Below are 19,635 nucleotides of genomic sequence, written 5' to 3'. Positions count from 1 at the left end.
TGGCTCGCAGGCAGGAGGGAAGGACGCCAAACGGCGTTTATCAGAGTGGGTATAATGAGGCCGCCATAGTTATCGTCAAGTCAGGCGCGTTCACTCCGTGAAGAGGATCGCGCCGTCCATCAGGAGCCCACTCATGCCTTCGTTCGACGTCGTGTCCGAACTGGATAAACACGAACTGACCAATGCGGTCGATAACGCCATCAAGGAACTCGACCGCCGTTTCGATCTGCGCGGCAAGTGCAGCATCGAAAGCAAGGACAAGGCGCTGACCCTGACCGCCGAAGCCGAGTTCATGCTCGAGCAGATGCTCGACATCGTGCGTAGCAGCCTGGTCAAGCGCAAGATCGACTGCCAGTGCATGGAAACCAAGGATCCCTACGCGTCAGGCAAGGTGATGAAGCAGGAGGTCACCTTCCGCGAAGGTATCGACAAGGAGCTGGCGAAGAAGATCGTCGCTCACATCAAGGACGCCAAGCTCAAGGTGCAGGCCGCCATCCAGGGCGAGCAGGTACGCGTGACCGGCAAGAAACGTGACGACCTGCAGGAAGCCATCGCCCTGCTGCGCGGTCACGAGTTCGGCATGCCGCTGCAGTACAACAATTTCCGCGATTGAACCTTTGCGGCGCCAGGGCGTCGCACACTAGGTTGATAGCATTCTGACCGCCATGGCCTGCCATGGCGGTTGCGTTTCAGGCACGGGAAAACAGGAGTCCCCATGGAGATGAACGTCGACGAACTGGTCAAGCTGTCCGAAGCCTGGCTGCCTGTGGTGCTGGAGTACAGCGGCAAGTTGACTCTGGCCCTGATCACTCTGCTGATTGGCTGGTGGTTGATCAGCAGGCTGACCTCGAGCATCGGGCGCATGCTTGAAGTACGCAAGATCGACCGCGCCCTGAGCAGCTTCATCGGCAGCCTGATCAGCATCGTGCTGCGCATTCTGCTGCTGATCAGCGTGGCCTCGATGATCGGCGTAGAAACCACCTCGTTCATCGCCATGATCGGTGCGGCAGGCCTGGCCATCGGCCTGGCCTTGCAGGGCAGCCTGGCCAATTTCGCCGGTGGCGTGCTGATCATGCTGTTTCGTCCCTTCCGGGCGGGGGACTGGATCGAGGCCCAGGGGGTATCCGGCAGCGTCGACAGCATCCAGATCTTCCATACCACCCTGAAGACCGGCGACAACAAGGTGGTGATCGTGCCCAACGGCAGCCTGTCCAACGGACATATCACCAACTATTCGCGCGAACCGCGTCGACGTGCCGATATCAACATCGGCATCGATTACGCCAGCGACATCAAACAGGCCCGTGAGGTGCTGCTGGATATCGCCCGGGATCCGCGCGTGCACCTCGACCCTGCGCCAGCGGTGTTCGTCACCGGGCTTGGGGAAAGCGCGGTGAATCTGTCGCTGCGCGTCTGGGTGGCGACCGGCGACTTCTGGCCCGTGACCTTCGACTTTACCGAACAAGCCAAGGAACGCCTGAGCGAAGCCGGCATCGGCATTCCCTTTCCACAGCGCGTGGTGCACCTGAGCAAAGCCGAGTAAAGCGCTCCCCTCGCACCAGGCTGCGGTTCAATCAGGACAGCCGCTCGCACGAGCGGCTGATTTACCTCTCTACGAGGCGGGCCAGAATGCGCGAATACCCGCCACACCCTGAGCGCCGATCTGCCAGGCACGCTCGACGTCGCCCGGGCCAACACCGCCCAGCAGGTAAGCCGGCAAGTTAAACCCCGCCAGCATCTCGCGCGCCGCCTCCCAGCCCAGCGGCTGCGCGCCGGGGTGCGTGGCGGTGGCCTGCAGCGGTGACAGGGTGGCGAAATCCACCCCCATCTGCGCAGCAAGGGCCAACTCCTCGGGACTGTGGCAGGAAGCGGCCAACCAGCGATTTTCAGGGAACGGTCGACCACCAGCGCCGTATTGACGCAGTTGCTCGGCGGTCAGGTGCCAGCCGGCCGCCGGAAAGTCGCCCAGCCACTCCAGCGGCCCCTTGAGCATCAGTTGCGCCTTGCCGGCGCACAGTCCCTGCACATCGACGGCCAGGTCGCGGTACTGCGCATCGAACATGTTCGGCGCACGCAGTTGAATCAGGCGTATGCCTTGGGCCAGGGCACTGCGGATGCCGGCCAGCAGCTCGCTCGGCGCCAGGCCATCCGGAGTGATCAGGTAGCACTCGGGCAGGCGCGCGGCGGCGACTATGGGTTTGTTGGCGGCGGGGAATTGGTAGTCCAGCAACTGCCGCTCGCTGGCCCAGGCCAGCGGCTGACCCTCGGCACCATGCGGCTCGCCACTGAAGGCCGAAACCTCCCAGACGTCCAGCAGCACCTGCTTGTCCGGGTAATCGTGGCGAATCTGGATCAGCGGGCGCGCCGCCTGCGGGCAAATGCCCAGTTCCTCCTGCAGTTCGCGCGCGAGCGCGGCATGCACGGTTTCGCCCTCTTCCACCTTGCCACCGGGGAACTCCCAGAGCCCGCCCTGGTGTTTGTCCTCAGGTCGCCTGGCGAGCAGGATGCGTCCATCGACACCCCGAATCACTGCTGCTGCGACATGCACACGCTTCACCCCTTGACCTCCTGCAATGCTGCCTGATGCCAGCGTTGGAACGCCGGCCAGCGGTAGATGGTTTCGACATAGGCCGCTGCCGTTGTCGGCAAGGCCACATGATAACTGCGCAGGCGTGCGGCAACCGGCGCGAAGAAGGCATCGGCAATGCTGGCCTGACCGAACAGATAGTTGCCGGAACTGCCGAAGCGCTCGCGGCAATCGGCCCAGATCGCGCAGATGCGGTCGATATCGGCCTGCGCCGCGTCCGGCAGCTCGGTCAGCGCCTTGTCACGCGCCAGATCCATCGGCAGGTGGCTGCGCAGCGCGCTGAAGCCACTGTGCATCTCCGCACAAACACTACGCGCCAAGGCGCGTGCCTGAGGCGCCTGCGGCCACAGCTGCGCCTCGGGGTAGCGCTCGGCCAGATACTCGGCTATCGCCAGCGAATCCCACACCGGCCCATGCTCGGTGAGCAGCACCGGCACCTTGCCGGTGGGCGAGTGCCGTAGCAATTGCGCGCGGCTGTCGGGCTGATACAGGCGCACCCGCACTTCTTCACATTCCACACCGGCCAGCTCGACCGCCAGCGCGGCGCGCAACGACCAGGAGGAATAGTTCTTGTCGCCAATCACCAGTTTCACAGGCATCTCGCGCGTCCTCGGGCATGAAGTCGCTCGACGTTAAAAGCCTGCCTCCCGAATAGCAAATTCCCGCGCGTCATGCGGACATGAGGCGCGGGAATACGGACGAGCAGGACGCGATCAGGTGCGGTATTCGGCGTTGATCTTGACGTACTCGTGGGACAGGTCGGTGGTCCAGATGGTCTCGCTGCAGGTGCCGCGTCCCAGCTCGATGCGGATGGTGATTTCCTCACGGGCCATCACTGCCGCACCCTGTTCTTCGGTGTAGGTGGTCGCGCGGCAACCCTTGCTGGCGATGCAGACTTCACCGAGGAATACGTCGATCTTGCTCACGTCCAGTTGCGGTACGCCGGCATAGCCGACCGCTGCGAGGATGCGGCCCCAGTTCGGGTCGGAGGCGAACAGCGCGGTCTTGATCAGCGGCGAGTGGGCCACGGCGTAGGCTACGTCCAGGCACTCCTGATGGGTGCCACCGCCATTGACCTGCACGGTGACGAACTTGGTCGCACCTTCGCCGTCACGGACGATGGCCTGCGCCACTTCCATGAAGACGTCGAATACCGCCTGCTTGAGCTTGGCGAACAGTTCACCCGAGGCTTCGCTGATTTCCGGCAACCCGGCCTGGCCGGTGGCGATCAGCATGCAGCAGTCATTGGTGGAGGTGTCACCATCGATGGTGATGCGGTTGAACGACTTGTTCGCCGCATCGCGCACCAGATCCTGCAGCACGCCCTGAGCGACCTTGGCGTCGGTGGCAATGTAGCCGAGCATGGTGGCCATGTTCGGGCGGATCATCCCCGCGCCCTTGCTGATGCCGGTCACGGTGATGGTCACGCCGTCATGCTGGAACTGCCGGCTGGCGCCCTTGGGCAGGGTGTCGGTGGTCATGATGCCGGTCGCAGCCGCTTCCCAGTTATCGGCCTTGAGGTCGTCCAGCGCCGCCTGCAGCGCGGACTCGATCTTCTCGACCGGCAACGGCTCACCGATCACCCCGGTGGAAAACGGCAGCACGGCGCTTTCCGCCACGCCAGTCAGCTCAGCCAGGCGCGCACAGGCACGGCGTGCGCGTGCCAGGCCATCGGCACCGGTGCCGGCGTTGGCGTTGCCGGTGTTGGTCAGCAGGTAACGCACTTCGCCGCCCAGGCGCTCGCGGGTAATCAGTACCGGCGCAGCGCAGAACGCGTTGGTCGTGGTCACCCCGGCAATCCGCGAACCTTCGGCGCAGCGCATCACCACCACATCCTTGCGCCCGGGGCGCTTGATGCCGGCCGAGGCGATGCCCAGCTCGAAACCGGGAACCGGGTGCAGGGTAGACAGCGGGCCAAGACCAACAGCCATGAGATGCGCTCCTTCAAGTATGCAGTGATCGCTCGGGCGACCGGATGAGATGGTAAAACGCCGCGAGCGGCACAGCCGTCGCGGCGTTGTCAGGGCGCTGGCAGCATAGCCGAAGCGCCCGCTACTGCAAGCGGCCTCGATCAGCCGATCTGGCCGTGACAGTGCTTGTACTTCTTGCCCGAACCACAGGGGCACGGCTCGTTACGACCGACCTTGGGTTCGGCGCGTACCGGCGCAGCCGCCACGGCGACATCGCCCTCTTCAGCCGCGCTGTCTTCGGCCATCAGTGCCGAAGCATCGGCATGCTGGAACTGCATGCGCTCGGCCAGGGCCTCGGCTTCGCGACGCAGGCGCGCTTCCTCTTCGGCCGGATCCTCGCGACGAACCTGAACGTGGCAAAGAACGCGAATGGTGTCGCGCTTGATCGACTCCAGCAGCTCCTGGAACAGGGCAAAGGACTCGCGTTTGTACTCCTGTTTAGGATTCTTCTGCGCGTAGCCACGCAGGTGAATACCGTGACGCAGGTGATCCATGGTCGACAGGTGGTCTTTCCACAGGTCATCCAGTACGCGCAGCAGAATCTGCTTCTCGAAGGTACGCAGCGCTTCGGCGCTGGCCTGGGTTTCCTTCTCGTTGTACGCAGTCAGCAGCTCGGCGAGGATGCGCTCGCGCAGGGTTTCCTCGTACAGCTTGTCGTCTTCATCCAGCCACTGCTGAATCGGCAGCTTGAGACCGAAATCGCTCTGCAGGGTGGATTCCAGACCGGCCACATCCCACTGCTCCGGCATCGACTGCGGCGGAATGTGGCTGTTAATGGCGGCGCTCAACACTTCCTCGCGGAACTCGGCAATGGTATCGCCAACGCTCTCGGCAGCCAGCAGGCTGTTGCGCATGTGGTAGATCACCTTGCGCTGCTCGTTGGCCACGTCGTCAAATTCCAGCAGTTGCTTGCGCATGTCGAAGTTGCGACCTTCGACCTTGCGCTGCGCCTTCTCGATGGCGTTGGTGACCATGCGGTGCTCGATGGCCTCGCCGGACTGCATGCCGAGAGCCTTCATGAAGTTCTTCACCCGGTCGGAGGCGAAGATACGCATTAGATTGTCTTCCAGCGACAGATAGAAGCGGCTGGAACCCGGGTCACCCTGACGACCGGCACGGCCACGCAGCTGGTTGTCGATACGGCGCGATTCGTGACGCTCGGAAGCGATCACATGCAGGCCACCGGCCTCGATGACCTGCTGATGGCGCTTCTGCCAGTCAGCCTTGATCTGTGCGATCTGCTCGTCGGTCGGGTTTTCCAGCGCGGCAACTTCCACTTCCCAGTTGCCACCGAGGAGGATGTCGGTACCGCGACCGGCCATGTTGGTAGCGATGGTCAGCGCCCCCGGACGACCGGCCTGGGCGATGATCTCGGCTTCCTTGTCGTGGAACTTGGCGTTGAGCACCTTGTGCTCGATGCCTTCCTTATTCAGCAGCTGGCTGACGTACTCGGAGGTTTCGATGGTGGCAGTACCGACCAGAATCGGCCGGCCCTGGGCCTGGCAGTCCTTGATGTCAGCGATGATCGCCTGGTACTTCTCTTCCTGGGTCAGGTAGACCAGGTCGTTGAAGTCCTTACGCGCCACCGGCTTGTTGGTCGGGATGACCATCACGTCCAGACCGTAGATCTGGCGGAACTCGAACGCCTCGGTATCGGCAGTACCGGTCATGCCGGACAGCTTGTTGTAGAGACGGAAGTAGTTCTGGAAGGTGGTCGAAGCCAGCGTCTGGCTCTCGGCCTGGATGTTCACCCCTTCCTTGGCCTCGATGGCCTGATGCAGACCTTCGGACAGACGACGGCCCGGCATGGTACGCCCGGTGTGCTCGTCGATCAGGATGACCTGGCCGTTCTGCACGATGTATTCGACATTACGATGGAACAGCTTGTGTGCACGCAGGCCGGCGTAAACGTGAGTCAGCAGACCGAGGTTATGTGCGGAATACAGGCTTTCACCTTCGGCCAGCAGGCCGGCAGCGGTGAGCATCTCCTCGACGTACTGGTGGCCGGCTTCGTTGAGCTCGACCTGACGCGACTTCTCATCGATCTTGTAGTGACCTTCCTGGGTCACCACGCCTTCCTCTTCCTCGATGTGCTGGCTCAGGCGCGGGATCAGCTTGTTGATCTCGATGTACAGCTTGGAGCTGTCTTCGGCCTGACCGGAAATGATCAGCGGGGTACGCGCTTCGTCGATGAGGATGGAGTCGACTTCGTCGATCACGGCGAAATTCAGCTCACGCTGGAACTTGTCTTCCAGGCTGAAGGCCATGTTGTCGCGCAGGTAGTCGAAACCGAATTCGTTGTTGGTGCCGTAGGTGATATCGGCGGCATACGCGGCGCGCTTCTCTTCCGGCGGCTGGAAGGGGGTGACGATACCCACGGAAAGACCGAGAAACTCGTACAGCGGACGCATCCAGTTGGCATCGCGGCGTGCCAGGTATTCGTTGACCGTGACCACATGCACGCCCTTGCCGGACAGCGCATTGAGGTAGACGGCCAGGGTACCGACCAGGGTCTTGCCCTCACCAGTACGCATCTCGGCGATCTTGCCTTCGTGCAGGGTCATGCCGCCGATGAGCTGCACATCGAAGTGGCGCATGCCCATCACCCGCTTGCCGGCCTCACGGGCCACGGCAAAGGCTTCGGGAAGCAGCTTATCGAGGGTTTCGCCCTTGGCCAGACGGCCCTTGAACTCTTCGGTCTTACCACGCAGCTGCTCGTCCGAGAGGGCGATCATCTGCTCTTCGAGGGCGTTGACGGACTGTACCGCCTTGAGCATGCGTTTGACTTCACGCTCATTCTTGCTTCCGAAAAGTTTTTTCAACAGAGGCGCAAACATATCGACAGGATCTTCCGGCGAATGGATGGAGGTCGGCGCAAACCGCGACATGGCAGCCAGCATGGCTACAGACGAAGGGGGCATTCTACCCGGAAAACCCAGGGAGGAAAGTGACGTTGTCAGCCCATTGCTGCCGCGTGTGTTGCAGACCGCGCCACCCGGCAGGCCGGGAGCGCGACGTGAAACCTTATATGAGGGTCAATGCCGGCAATACAAGGGCGAGGCGAAAGCGACCTGTTTACTCGACGCCGCTGGCCCGCGCGATGTACAGGGCCGGATTGACCTGACGCCCCTCCTTGCTGACCTCGAAATGCACGTGATAACCGGTGGAGCGCCCACTGCGACCGACCTTGGCAATGGTCTGGCCACGCTGCACCAGATCACCGATCTGCACGGTATTGCTCTGGTTGTGCGCATAGAGCGTGACGTAGCCATCGGCATGGCTGACTTCCACGGTATTGCCGTAACCACTCTTCTTCCCGGAGAAGGTCACCACACCAGCCGCCACCGCGACTACGTCGCTACCAGGCTTGGCGGCGAAGTCGATGCCCTTGTGAACACTGGCGCGACCGGTCAAGGGGTGCACACGACGACCAAAGGGTGACGACACATAACCTTGCAAAACCGGACGACCGGAGAGGGTTTCGGCCTCATTCAGACGGCGCTCACCCAGCAATTGCTCGAGCACTTCAAGCTGCTGCTCGCGACTGTCCACGCGCAACGCCAGCTCATCGAGCGCACTCATGAAAGGCGGCGGCGCATACGCCGAAGCGCCCAGCGCATCCTCTGCACCGCCCTGGCCTACACCGAGTGAGAAGTCGAACTCGCCGGCATCCAGCTCCGCCAACTCGGTAAGACGCTCACCCAGGGCATCGAGCCGGGTAAGGCGCGCCTGCAACTCGGCAACGTGAACGGCGAAGGCATCGAGCTGACGCTGCGCATCCTGGCGTACGGCGCCAACCTGTTCGCGCTGTTGATCGAGCGCCTTGGCCAGCGAGGCATCGACCACTGGTTCGGCGGTCAGCCACCTGGCACCCAGCGCGGCACCGGCACCAAGGCTCAGAGCCAGCAACACAACAACCGATAGCAGCAGCCAGCGCAGGTTCAAATGGATCGTTCGCGCTGAACCATGGCGACTGTTGAGCAAAATGATGTGCATGGTTTCCCCTTTTCACAAAGCACAGGCCGGCAGCACGCTCTGCTACCATGTCGGCTCTGCAACTTAAGGCTTCCCGCCATGACGTTTCGTCCCTTGCCGGCCCAGGCACCCGCTAAGCTGCTGCGCGAAGCAAAGCCCCTGAAAGCGCTGTTCAGCCAGGCACAACGCCTTGTTCACCTACAGCGTCTTGTCGATAGCCAGCTACAGCCCGCAGCCCGGGAGCACTGTCATGTAGCGTCCTGGCGCGACGGCTGTCTGTTGTTGATCGTGACCGACGGCCACTGGGCAACACGCCTGCGTTACCAGCAACGAAGATTGCAACGACAGCTGCAGGCGCTTGAAGAGTTCGCGACCTTAACGAAAATCATATTCAAGGTGCAACCTCAAGGTGGCCAGAATCGCGCAGCAGGTCGCACCTTGCACCTCTCCGACAGCGCCGCACATAGCATCCAGGCCACCGCCGAAGGCATCAGCGACCCCAGACTACGCGCCGCACTTGAGCGCCTGGCCAGCCACACTCGCAAGGACGAATGACGCCTCGTCCGTTCGTCGGCAAAGGTCATCCGGGCACGACCAGCAGAAAAACGTCGCCGGAGAACCGTCTCAACGCAGCACGCCATGGCTGCAGCAAGACATAAAAAAGGCCACCCGAAGGTGGCCTAAAATTGAAGCAGGAAAGAGAGTAGGTTTACACCGCCGCAACCGGACGCATGTAAGAGATCGGCGCGAGGTTGGCGTCTTCGAAGGTCACCATTTCCCAGGCATCGGCCTGCTCGATCAGGGTACGCAGCAAACGGTTGTTCAATGCGTGACCGGACTTGAAGCCCTTGAACTCGCCGATCAGGCTATTGCCCAGCAGGTACAGGTCACCGATGGCATCGAGAATCTTGTGTTTGACGAATTCGTCCTCGTAACGCAGGCCGTCTTCATTGAGCACGCGATACTCGTCGACCACGATGGCGTTTTCCACACTGCCACCAAGCGCCAGGTTCTGTGAACGCAGGAACTCGATGTCACGCATGAAGCCGAAGGTGCGGGCCCGGCTGACTTCCTTGACGAAAGACGTGCTGGAGAAATCCACACTGGCGCTCTGCGTGCGATTGCGGAACACGGGGTGATCGAAGTCGATCTCGAAGCTCACCTTGAAACCGTCGAAAGGCACGAAGGTGGCGCGCTTGTCGCCCTCCTCCACCGTCACCTCACGCAGGATACGGATGAACTTCTTCGGCGCTTCCTGCTCCTGCAGGCCAGCGGATTGAATCAGGAATACAAAGGGACCAGCGCTGCCATCCATGATCGGCACTTCGGACGCGGAGAGCTCAACGTAGGCGTTATCGATGCCCAGGCCAGCCATGGCCGAAAGCAGGTGCTCTACCGTGTCCACCTTGACGTCGCCATTGATCAACGTGGTCGACATGGTGGTTTCACCGACATTCCCGGCCAGTGCGCGGATTTCCACGACAGGATCGAGGTCGGTGCGACGAAACACGATACCGGTGTCCACCGGAGCCGGCTTCAGGGTCAGGTAAACCTTTTCCCCCGAATGCAGGCCAACGCCGGTGGCACGGATGATGTTCTTCAGGGTGCGTTGTCTGATCATGGCTTGGCCGCTATATCGCTAGTTGCGAACTGTTTTCAACAATGGTCGGAAATAATAGCAGAACCGACCTTTGCTGAACACCAATCACCCATATACTCCTGATAAATTCCATCAATCAGCCTGGCGACGCAGGAACGCCGGAATATCCAGGTAATCGAGATCGTCCTGGGTATTGAGCTTGGCTGCAGTGGCCGCGCCGCCATGGCTCTGACGCTGCACGGTCGGGCGTTCGTAGTCCTTGTAGTTGACCGACTGCTCGCTGCGCGCAGGCGCGGCAGGCTGCTGGGCAACCGACTGAGTGACGGCGACCTGTACGGTGTTGTCGACCACCTTGACCGGTTTTTCCATGCGCGCACCCAGGCCGGTAGCGACCACGGTGACGTGCAGTTCGTCGCGCATGTCGGCGTCGATCACGGTGCCGACCTTGACGGTGGCCTGATCGGAGGCGAACTGCTCGATGATGTTACCCACGTCGGAGTATTCACCCAGCGACAGATCGGGACCTGCGGTGATGTTCACCAGGATGCCGCGCGCGCCCTGCAGGTTGACGTCTTCCAGCAGCGGGTTGCGGATGGCCGCCTCGGTCGCTTCACGCGCACGGTTCGGACCGCTGGCGCAGCCGGTGCCCATCATGGCCATGCCCATTTCGCTCATCACGGTTTTCACGTCGGCGAAGTCGACGTTGATCATGCCCGGACGCTTGATGATGTCGGAGATACCGCGTACGGCACCGGCCAGTACGTCGTCAGCCTTGGCGAAGGCAGACAGCAGGCTGGCGTCCTTGCCGAGGATGGTCAGCAGTTTTTCGTTGGGGATGGTGATCAGCGAGTCGACGCTCTCGGCCAATGCACGGATGCCTTCATCGGCGATGACCATGCGCTTCTTGCCTTCGAACGGGAACGGACGGGTGACCACGGCCACGGTGAGGATACCCAGTTCCTTAGCCACTTCGGCGATCACCGGAGCAGCGCCGGTACCGGTGCCACCGCCCATACCGGTGGTGATGAACACCATGTCGGTGCCGGCCAGCACTTCGGCGATACGCTCACGGTCTTCCAGCGCGGCCTGACGACCGACTTCGGGATTGGCGCCAGCACCCAGGCCCTTGGTCACGCCCGGGCCGAGCTGCAGCACGGTGCGCGCACCGATGTTCTTCAGCGCCTGCGCATCGGTGTTGGCGCAGATGAACTCGACGCCCTCGATGTTGCTGACGGCCATGTGATTGACTGCGTTACCGCCGCCACCACCGACACCAATGACCTTGATCACTGCGCTTTGTGGAATGTTGTCTACTAGTTCGAACATGATCCCTCTCCTTCCTTTCTAGTTGTGTAACGCCTACCGCAAAATTCAGAAATTGCCTTGTACCCAACGCTTGATGCGTTCGAGTACCGGGGGTTTGCTCTCGTCCTGATAAGGACTGCCCACCGACATGGAAATGCCGTCGTTCTGCTTCTGCAGCCCGTACATCAGCAGCCCCACACCGGTGGAATAAATCGGGTTGCGCACGACGTCGCCCATGCCCTTGACGCTATGCGGCACACCAAGGCGTACCGGCATATGAAAGATTTCCTCGGCCAGTTCGACCGCGCCTTCCATCTTCGCCGTACCGCCGGTCATGACGATCCCGGCCGGAATCAGATCTTCGTAGCCACTGCGACGCAGCTCGGCCTGTACCAGGGTAAACAGCTCGTCGTAGCGCGGCTCGACCACCTCGGCCAGGGACTGGCGCGACAGGTCGCGCGGCGGACGATCACCGACGCTCGGCACCTTGATGGTTTCACCGGCACCGGCCAGCTTGGCCAGGGCGCAGGCGTAGCGAATCTTGATTTCCTCGGCGTACTGGGTCGGCGTACGCAGGGCCATGGCGATATCGTTGGTGACCTGATCACCGGCAATCGGGATCACCGCCGTGTGACGAATCGCACCTTCGGTGAAGATGGCGATATCGGTGGTGCCACCGCCGATGTCCACCAGGCACACGCCCAGCTCTTTCTCGTCCTCGGTCAGTACCGAATAGGCCGAGGCCAGCTGTTCGAGGATGATGTCGTCGACTTCCAGGCCGCAGCGGCGCACGCATTTCTCGATGTTCTGCGCCGCATTCACGGCGCAGGTGACCACGTGCACCTTGGCTTCCAGGCGCACGCCGGACATGCCCAGCGGCTCGCGCACGCCTTCCTGGTTGTCGATCACGTAATCCTGCGCCAGGGTGTGCAGCACGCGCTGGTCTGCCGGAATCGCCACGGCCTGCGCGGCGTCGAGCACGCGCTCGATATCGGCCGGGCTCACTTCACGATCACGGATGGCGACGATGCCGTGGCTGTTCAGGCTGCGGATGTGATTGCCGGCCACGCCAACGAATGCCGAATGGATGCGGCAACCGGCCATCAGTTGCGCTTCTTCCACGGCACGCTGGATCGAAGCCACGGTGGACTCGATATTGACCACCACGCCCTTCTTCAGCCCGCGCGACGGATGGGTACCGATGCCGACGATTTCCAGCTGGCCGTCGGCCGTCACCTCGCCCACCAGCGCCACCACCTTGGAGGTGCCGATGTCCAGGCCAACGATCATCTTGCCGCTCTGCGCGCTATTCATTAGTCCAGCCTCTCCTCAATTCACTTTCTGCTCGGCCGCAGCCGGCTCCACCGGCTCACGCCAGGCCACGGCCAGGCCGTTGGCATAACGCAGGTCGATGCGCGCGATGTTCGCGCTCTGATCGATCAGTTCCCGCTCATAGATGGCGGCGAAACGACGCATTTTTTCCACCACGTGATCACGTCCCAGCAGGATGTCGATGCGCTGGCCGCTGGCGTTCTCGGTGGCCGAGAGGAACCAGCTGCCGCGCTCGCGCAACTGCAGCCCGACCACGGTAAAGCCCATCGGCCGCAGCAACTGGCTGAGCATCTGGTATTGCTGCATCACCTTGGGCTGCGCACGCTGAGGACCATAGAGCTGCGGCAGGTGCTGATAGTTGTCCAGCTCCTGCGGGGCGAAGGCCTGGCCCTGGTTGTTGAGCAGCGCCTCGTCGCCCCAACGAGCAATGGGCAGCTGTTCTTCCAGGCGTACGTCAATCTGATCCGGCCAGACGCGACGCACTTCGGCATGGGCAATCCAGGGCATACGCTCCAGTTCTTCACGCATGCCGCGCAGATCGACGCTGAAAAAACTCGCCTCGATAAATGGCGCGATGCGCCGCTGCACTGCCTGCTGGCTGATATAGGCCAGGTCGCCCTGCACGCTGATGCGTGCAATCGGGCGGTCGGCATAGGGCAGCAGACGCTGCGCACCTTCATAGGCGCCGAAACCCAGAGCGACCAGCAGCAACGGCCAAAGCAAACGGCCTACCCAGGAGAAATCAGCCTTGGGCAAACGCAGGCGCATCGGCTCCTTGGCCACCAGACGGCTGGCGCCACGCGGCGCGGGCTTGCCGCGCAGCGGAGCCCTCAGCGTGTCCTGATGACGCAGAGCGATGCTCATCGCTTAACCCCTCGCCTCGACGCTGTCAGCCAGGATCGCCAGCACCAGTTGCTGGAAATCCAGGCCGGCAGCACGCGCAGCCATTGGCACCAGGCTGTGATCGGTCATGCCCGGTACCGTGTTCACTTCCAGCAGCCAGAACTGGCCGTTGGCATCTTGCATCACATCGGCGCGCGCCCAGCCCTGAGTGCCCACGGCCTCGCAGGCACGCGCGATCAGCTCTTTCAGTTCCGCCTCTTTCTCGGCCGAGAGGCCGCAGGGGATGCGGTACTGGGTGTCATCGGCCAGATACTTGGCGTCGTAGTCGTAGAAGGTGTGCGGGGTGCCGAGGCCAATGGGCGGCAGCACCTCGCCACGCAGCACGGCGATGGTGTATTCGAGGCCGGCGATCCACTGTTCGACCAGCACCTGGCTGTCGTAGCGTGCGGCGTCCTGCCAGGCAGCGATCAGCGCCTCGACGCTGTCGACCTTGGCCATGCCGATGCTTGAGCCTTCATGCGCCGGTTTGACGATCAGCGGGAAGCCCAATTCGGCAGCTGCCGCTTCGCAGTCGGCCTGCGAAGTCAGCACGGCATGACGCGGCGTCGGCAGGCCAAGGCTGTGCCAGACCTGTTTGGTGCGCAGCTTGTCCATCGCCAGCGCCGAGGCGAGGATGCCGCTGCCGGTGTAGGGAATGCCGGCGCACTCGAGCAGCCCCTGCATGGAGCCATCCTCGCCACCACGGCCGTGCAGCACGATGAAGGCACGGTCGATCTTCTCGCTGTTCAGGCGCTGCAGGAAATCATCCCCCACGTCGATGCCGAAGGCGTCCACGCCAGCCGCCTGCAGGGCGCTGAGCACGGCATTACCGGATTTCAGCGACACCTCGCGCTCGGCGCTCTTGCCACCGAACAGTACGGCGACGCGACCGAAAGCCTTGGGATCGAGGGTACTGTGCAAACTCATTTCGACTCCCCCACGAACAGCGGGTGTTTGATCAGTTGCGGTGCCACCGCGCCGATATCGCCCGCGCCCTGGCACAGCAGGATGTCGCCGGCACGCAGCAGCGGTTTGAGCAGCGGCGCCAGATCGGCGCCACGCTCGACGTAGATCGGGTCGAGCTGGCCACGCTGGCGGATGCTGTGGCACAGCTGGCGGCTGTCGGCGCCGGGAATCGGCTCTTCGCCGGCCGGGTAGACCTCCACCAGCAGCAGTACATTGGCTTCACCCAGCACCTGCACGAAGTCGTCGTACAGATCGCGGGTGCGGCTGTAGCGGTGCGGCTGGTAGACCATCACCAGACGACGCTCCGGCCAGCCGCCACGCACGGCTTTGATCACGGCAGCGACTTCGCGCGGGTGATGGCCGTAGTCGTCGACCAGCATCACGCTGCCATCGTCCACCGGCAGTTCGCCGTAGACCTGGAAGCGCCGACCGACACCCTGGAAGCCCGACAGGCCGCTGACGATGGCGGCATCGTCGATGCCTTCGTCGGTGGCGATGGCGATGGTCGCCAGGGCATTGAGGACGTTGTGGTTGCCCGGCATGTTCACCGACACGTCGAGCGGCTCGCAGTCCGGGCGCAGTACGGTGAAGTAGGTGCGCATGCCTTCCTGACGCACGTTGATCGCGCGCACGTCGGCATCCTCGGCAAAGCCGTAGGTCACGGTCGGGCGGCCGACCTGCGGCAGCAGCTCGCGCACCACCGGGTCATCCACGCAGAGCACGGCCAGGCCGTAGAACGGCAGGTTGTGCAGGAACTCGATGAAGGTCTTCTTCAGTCGGTTGAAGTCGCCGCCATAGGTGCTCATGTGGTCGGCGTCGATATTGGTGACCACCGAAACCATCGGCTGCAGGTGCAGGAAGCTGGCGTCGCTCTCGTCGGCTTCGGCGATCAGGAAGCGGCTGGAGCCGAGCTGGGCATTGGTGCCGGCAGCGTTCAGGCGGCCACCGATGACGAAGGTCGGATCAAGGCCGCCAGCGGCGAACACCGAGGCCAGCAGGCTGGTGGTGGTGGTCTTGCCATGGGTGCCGGCCACGGCGATGCCGTGGCGGTAGCGCATCAGCTCGGCGAGCATCTCGGCACGTGGCACCACCGGGATACGACGCTCCAGCGCAGTGGCGACCTCCGGGTTGCTGGTGTTGACGGCGCTGGATACCACCAGCACGTCAGCCTGCTCGGCGTTCTCCGCACGGTGACCGATAAAAATGGTCGCACCGAAGTTTTCCAGGCGCTCGGTCACAGCCGAGGCCTTGAGGTCGGAGCCGGAGACTTCGTAACCCAGGTTGAGCAGCACCTCGGCGATGCCGCACATGCCCACGCCGCCGATACCGACGAAGTGAATACGGCGGATACGGCGCATGCGCCGCACTTCGGCCTTGACCGCAGCGGGAGACTTAGCCACGCATCACCTCCTGGCAAATGTCGACCACCGTGCGGGTGGCATCAGGCTTGGCCAGGCGACGCGCGGTGGCGCCCATGACGTTGAGTTTTTCCAGGTGCATCAGAACCTCGGTAAGCTGCGCGGCAAGCGTGGCCGCGTCAGTGGCATGTTGCGCAAGCAGGACGGCAGCGCCCTCCTTCGCCAGGTATTCGGCATTGCGGCTCTGGTGGTCGTCGATCGCGTGCGGCAGCGGCACCAGGAACGACGGCAGACCGGCTGCGGCCAGCTCGCTGACGGTCAGCGCACCGGCACGGCACACCACCAGATCGGCCCAGCCATAGGCGCGCGCCATATCCTTGATGAACGGCGCGACCTCGGCTTCGACCGCAGCTTCGCGATAACGCTCCGCAGTGATCTCGGCATGTTGTTTACCGGCCTGGTGGAACACCTGTGGGCGCAACTCGGCAGGGATTTGCTGCAGCGCCGCCGGCAGCAGTTTGTTCAGCGGCTCGGCGCCCAGGCTGCCGCCGAGGACCAGCAATTTCGGCTTGCGCCCGGCCAGCGGCTCGCGCGAGGTTTCCAGGAACAGCTCCTCACGCACCGGGTTGCCGGTGGTGCGGCGCTTGTCGGAAGCCGCGAAGGTGTTCGGGAAGGCTTCGCAGATGCGCGTGGCAATACGCGACAGCAGGCGATTGGCAGTGCCGGCCACGGCGTTTTGTTCATGGATGATCAACGGCACGCCAGCCAGGCGCGCAGCCAGGCCGCCAGGCCCGGTGACATAACCGCCCATGCCCAGCACGCACACCGGCTGCAGCTCACGCACGATACGCCGCGCCTGCAGCAGCGAACGCAGCAACTGGAATGGCGCCTTGAGCAGGGACAGCTTGCCCTTGCCACGCAGGCCGCTGACGTTGATCAGATGCAGCGGTAAACCGGCCTGAGGCACCAGCTCGTTCTCGATGCCACGCGGCGTGCCCAGCCAGTGCACGGCGTAACCGCGTGCCTGGAATTCACGCGCGCAGGCCAGCGCCGGGAATACGTGACCGCCGGTGCCGCCGGCCATGATCAGCACATTACCGCGCATGGGCGACCTCCTTGCTCGGCTCGGCGAAATCCGCTTCGCTGAACTCGATATCCTCGTTACCCAACACGTTGCGCCGCTCCCATTCGATACGCAGCAGCAGCGCCAGGCTGACGCAGCAGATCACCAGCGACGAGCCGCCGTAGCTGAGGAATGGCAGGGTCAGCCCCTTGGTCGGCAGCAGGCCGGTGTTCACGCCGATATTGATCAGGAACTGACCGATCCACAGGAAGGACAGGCCATAGGCGACGTAGGCGGAGAAGAACTGCTTGGCCTTTTCCGCCCACAGGCCGATATACAGACCACGCACGCAGACGAAAACGAACAGCCCCAAAGTGGTCAGCGCACCGACCAGCCCCAGCTCCTCGGCCAGTACCGAAAAAACGAAGTCGGTGTGCGCTTCCGGCAGGTAGAACTGCTTCTGGATGCTGTTGCCCAGGCCAACGCCAAACCATTCACCGCGACCAAAGGCAATCAGCGCCTGGGTCAGTTGGTAACCAGCGCCATATTGATCGGCCCAGGGGTCGGTAAAGGTGATCAGACGCTGCAGGCGATATTCCTGGGTCTGTACCAGAACGAACACGGCACCGACCGCCAGCGCCACCATCAAACCGAAGCGCAGCATGCCGACGCCGCCGAGGAACAGCATGGCCATGGCCGAGCCCATCATCACCACGGTGGCACCGAAGTCCGGCTCCAACAGCAGCAGACCGGCCATCGGCAGCAACACCACAAAGGGTTTGAAGAAGCCCATCCAGCTCTCGCGCACCTCTTCCTGACGGCGCACCAGATAACCGGCCAGGTAGACCACGACGAACACCTTGGCGATTTCCGACGGCTGCACGTTGAACGCGCCGAAGCCGATCCAGCGTCGCGCACCGTTGACCTCGCGGCCGATACCGGGGATCAGCACCAACACCAGCAGACCGAACGCCGCCAGCAGGAGCATCCAGCCATAACGCTGCCAGAAACTCATCGGGATCATCAGCACGACACCGGCAGCACCCAGGCCGATGACCAGGTAAATCAGATGGCGAATCATGTGGTACAGCGGATTACCGGACAGCGCCGCCGCCACTTCCGAGGAAGCCGAGGTGATCATCACCAGGCCCAGGCCGAGCAGAGCGAGACAGCCGGCCAGCATCGGGAAATCGACATCGAAGCCGCGCCCGAGCAGCGGCGAAGGCCGAACGTGGAGGAAGTCCGTCAACATGACAAACCTCCCACCGCCTGGGCGAACAGACGCCCGCGCTCTTCGAAGTTCTTGAACATATCCAGGCTGGCGCAGGCCGGCGACAGCAGCACGGCATCACCCGCCTCGGCCAGTTCGCTGCAGCGCTGCACCGCCTCGTCCAGGGTTTGCACGCGCACCAGCGGCGCCGCATCACCCAAGGCCTCGGCCAGGCGCTCGGCATCACGACCGAGCAGCACCACGGCGCGGCAGAAGCGTGCCACCGGCGCCTTGAGCGCGGAGAAGTCGGCGCCCTTGCCATCGCCACCGGCGATCAACACCAGCTTGCCGGCAATATCGCCACCCAGGCCGTCGATAGCCGCCAGCGCCGCGCCGACATTGGTGGCCTTGGAATCGTCGTAGTAGTTCACACCGGCGCGCTCACCGACCCACTGGCAACGATGCGGCAGCCCGGCGAACTGGCGCAGGGTGGCCAGCATGGCGTCCATCGGCAGGCCCACGGCATGACCGAGCGCCAGCGCCGCCAGGGCGTTGGACTGGTTGTGCGCGCCACGGATCTTCAGTTCGCTCACCGGCAGCAGCGCCTCGAAGCGAAACGCCAGGGATTTCTCGCCATTCTCTTCGAGCAGACCGAAGCGTTTGAAATCTGGTTTGCCCAGGCCGAATTCCCAGCAGGTCACCTGATCTGCAATCAAAGGGCGCGACAGCGCGTCGTCGCGGTTGATCACCACCTGGCGGGCGCCACGGAAAATCCGGTGCTTGGCCAGGTGATAGGCCGGCAGCCCGCTGTAGCGATCCATGTGGTCTTCGCTGATGTTCAGACAGGTGGCCACTTCGGCATTGAGCTGATCGGTGGTTTCCAGCTGGAAGCTGGACAGCTCCAGCACGTACAGCTCGACGTCGTCCGCCAGCAGATCCAGTGCCGGCGTACCGAGGTTGCCGCCCACGGCGACACGCTTACCGGCGGCGGCCGCCATCTCGCCGACCAGGGTGGTGACGGTGCTCTTGGCGTTGGAGCCGGTGATGGCGATGATCGGCGCCTTGGCGTGACGGGCGAACAGGTCGATATCGCCGGACAGCTTCACCCCGCGCGCAGCCGCTGCCGCCAACGCCGGAGTGGCCACGGCCAGGCCCGGGCTCACGTACAGCTCCGAGGCGCGGCAGAGGAACTCCACGTCCAGCTCGCCACAACGCACTTCCACCTGCGGGTAGTCACGCTTGAGCGTCTCCAGCTCCGGCGGGTTCGCGCGCGTATCGGCCACGGCGAAGCGCACGCCCTGCTGCGCCAGGAAGCGCACCAGGGACATGCCGCTCTTGCCGAGGCCGACAACGATGCGGAACTGGTCGGAAGCGATCAGGGTCACGC

The 19,635-nt window shown here is 63.2% G+C and carries 17 protein-coding genes; 3 read left to right on the top strand and 14 right to left on the bottom strand.

The annotated features are described in order from the left end of the window. The first annotated feature begins 133 nt into the window (after positions 1-133). Positions 134-613, top strand: coding sequence for a YajQ family cyclic di-GMP-binding protein (locus J7655_RS04425; RefSeq protein WP_230926741.1), 480 nt, complete (start codon positions 134-136; stop codon positions 611-613). A gap of 102 nt (positions 614-715) precedes the next feature. Next, the gene (locus tag J7655_RS04420) at positions 716-1,543 is read left to right on the top strand and encodes a mechanosensitive ion channel family protein (RefSeq protein WP_230926740.1); all 828 of its coding nucleotides are present in this window, start codon (positions 716-718) and stop codon (positions 1,541-1,543) included. Between the two features lie 69 nt (positions 1,544-1,612). Here the strand turns inward: J7655_RS04420 and J7655_RS04415 are convergent, their stop codons facing one another. From J7655_RS04415 to J7655_RS04395, 5 genes are all read right to left on the bottom strand, one after another. Next, the gene (locus tag J7655_RS04415) at positions 1,613-2,557 is read right to left on the bottom strand and encodes a Nudix family hydrolase (RefSeq protein ID WP_230926739.1); all 945 of its coding nucleotides are present in this window, start codon (positions 2,555-2,557) and stop codon (positions 1,613-1,615) included. Next, positions 2,554-3,186 carry a glutathione S-transferase family protein gene (locus J7655_RS04410; RefSeq protein WP_230926738.1) on the bottom strand — a complete coding sequence of 211 codons (633 nt, stop codon included), beginning with the start codon at positions 3,184-3,186 and terminating at the stop codon, positions 2,554-2,556. The genes J7655_RS04415 and J7655_RS04410 overlap by 4 nt, the downstream gene beginning before the upstream one ends. 114 nt (positions 3,187-3,300) lie before the next feature. After that, a complete protein-coding gene (gene argJ / locus J7655_RS04405) occupies positions 3,301-4,518 on the bottom strand; it encodes a bifunctional glutamate N-acetyltransferase/amino-acid acetyltransferase ArgJ (RefSeq protein WP_230926737.1) in 1,218 nt (405 codons plus the stop codon). A 140-nt stretch (positions 4,519-4,658) separates the two neighbouring features. Next, positions 4,659-7,394: a preprotein translocase subunit SecA gene (gene secA, locus J7655_RS04400; RefSeq protein WP_230926736.1), complete on the bottom strand. Its 2,736-nt coding sequence runs from the start codon at positions 7,392-7,394 to the stop codon at positions 4,659-4,661. 238 nt (positions 7,395-7,632) lie between these two features. Next, positions 7,633-8,553 carry a M23 family metallopeptidase gene (locus J7655_RS04395; RefSeq protein WP_230926735.1) on the bottom strand — a complete coding sequence of 307 codons (921 nt, stop codon included), beginning with the start codon at positions 8,551-8,553 and terminating at the stop codon, positions 7,633-7,635. Positions 8,554-8,631: 78 nt separating this feature from the next. Here J7655_RS04395 and J7655_RS04390 point away from each other — a divergent pair, with 78 nt between their 5' ends. After that, complete coding sequence (locus J7655_RS04390; protein WP_230926734.1) at positions 8,632-9,087, top strand: DUF721 domain-containing protein; 456 nt, start codon at positions 8,632-8,634, stop codon at positions 9,085-9,087. Between the two features lie 154 nt (positions 9,088-9,241). Here J7655_RS04390 and lpxC read toward each other — a convergent pair whose 3' ends face one another. The 9 genes from lpxC to murD form a co-directional block, all read right to left on the bottom strand. Continuing rightward, entirely contained in the window at positions 9,242-10,153 is a 912-nt protein-coding gene (gene lpxC, locus J7655_RS04385) for a UDP-3-O-acyl-N-acetylglucosamine deacetylase (protein WP_230926733.1), read from the bottom strand. Positions 10,154-10,264: 111 nt separating this feature from the next. Beyond that, positions 10,265-11,458 (bottom strand): cell division protein FtsZ, encoded by a 1,194-nt coding sequence (gene ftsZ / locus J7655_RS04380; protein WP_230926732.1) that lies wholly within the window; start codon positions 11,456-11,458, stop codon positions 10,265-10,267. Between the two features lie 45 nt (positions 11,459-11,503). Then, positions 11,504-12,751 carry a cell division protein FtsA gene (gene ftsA, locus J7655_RS04375; RefSeq protein WP_230926731.1) on the bottom strand — a complete coding sequence of 416 codons (1,248 nt, stop codon included), beginning with the start codon at positions 12,749-12,751 and terminating at the stop codon, positions 11,504-11,506. A gap of 15 nt (positions 12,752-12,766) precedes the next feature. Beyond that, the gene (locus J7655_RS04370; RefSeq protein ID WP_230926730.1) at positions 12,767-13,633 is read right to left on the bottom strand and encodes a cell division protein FtsQ/DivIB; all 867 of its coding nucleotides are present in this window, start codon (positions 13,631-13,633) and stop codon (positions 12,767-12,769) included. 3 nt (positions 13,634-13,636) lie between these two features. Next, a complete protein-coding gene (locus J7655_RS04365) occupies positions 13,637-14,578 on the bottom strand; it encodes a D-alanine--D-alanine ligase (protein ID WP_230926729.1) in 942 nt (313 codons plus the stop codon). Next, positions 14,575-15,975, bottom strand: coding sequence for a UDP-N-acetylmuramate--L-alanine ligase (gene murC / locus J7655_RS04360; protein ID WP_230927667.1), 1,401 nt, complete (start codon positions 15,973-15,975; stop codon positions 14,575-14,577). Before murC ends, J7655_RS04365 begins: the two co-directional genes overlap by 4 nt. Before the next feature lie 34 nt (positions 15,976-16,009). After that, entirely contained in the window at positions 16,010-17,080 is a 1,071-nt protein-coding gene (murG, locus tag J7655_RS04355) for an undecaprenyldiphospho-muramoylpentapeptide beta-N-acetylglucosaminyltransferase (RefSeq protein WP_230926728.1), read from the bottom strand. Continuing rightward, the gene (ftsW, locus tag J7655_RS04350; protein ID WP_230926727.1) at positions 17,070-18,290 is read right to left on the bottom strand and encodes a putative lipid II flippase FtsW; all 1,221 of its coding nucleotides are present in this window, start codon (positions 18,288-18,290) and stop codon (positions 17,070-17,072) included. Before ftsW ends, murG begins: the two co-directional genes overlap by 11 nt. Next, positions 18,284-19,633, bottom strand: coding sequence for a UDP-N-acetylmuramoyl-L-alanine--D-glutamate ligase (gene murD, locus J7655_RS04345; RefSeq protein WP_230926726.1), 1,350 nt, complete (start codon positions 19,631-19,633; stop codon positions 18,284-18,286). The genes ftsW and murD overlap by 7 nt, the downstream gene beginning before the upstream one ends. Between the last annotated feature and the right edge of the window lie 2 nt (positions 19,634-19,635).

The organism is Pseudomonas wenzhouensis (genome assembly GCF_021029445.1).
GTDB classification, from domain to species: Bacteria; Pseudomonadota; Gammaproteobacteria; order Pseudomonadales; family Pseudomonadaceae; genus Aquipseudomonas; species Aquipseudomonas wenzhouensis.
This window is presented reverse-complemented; position numbering and strand designations above follow the sequence as displayed.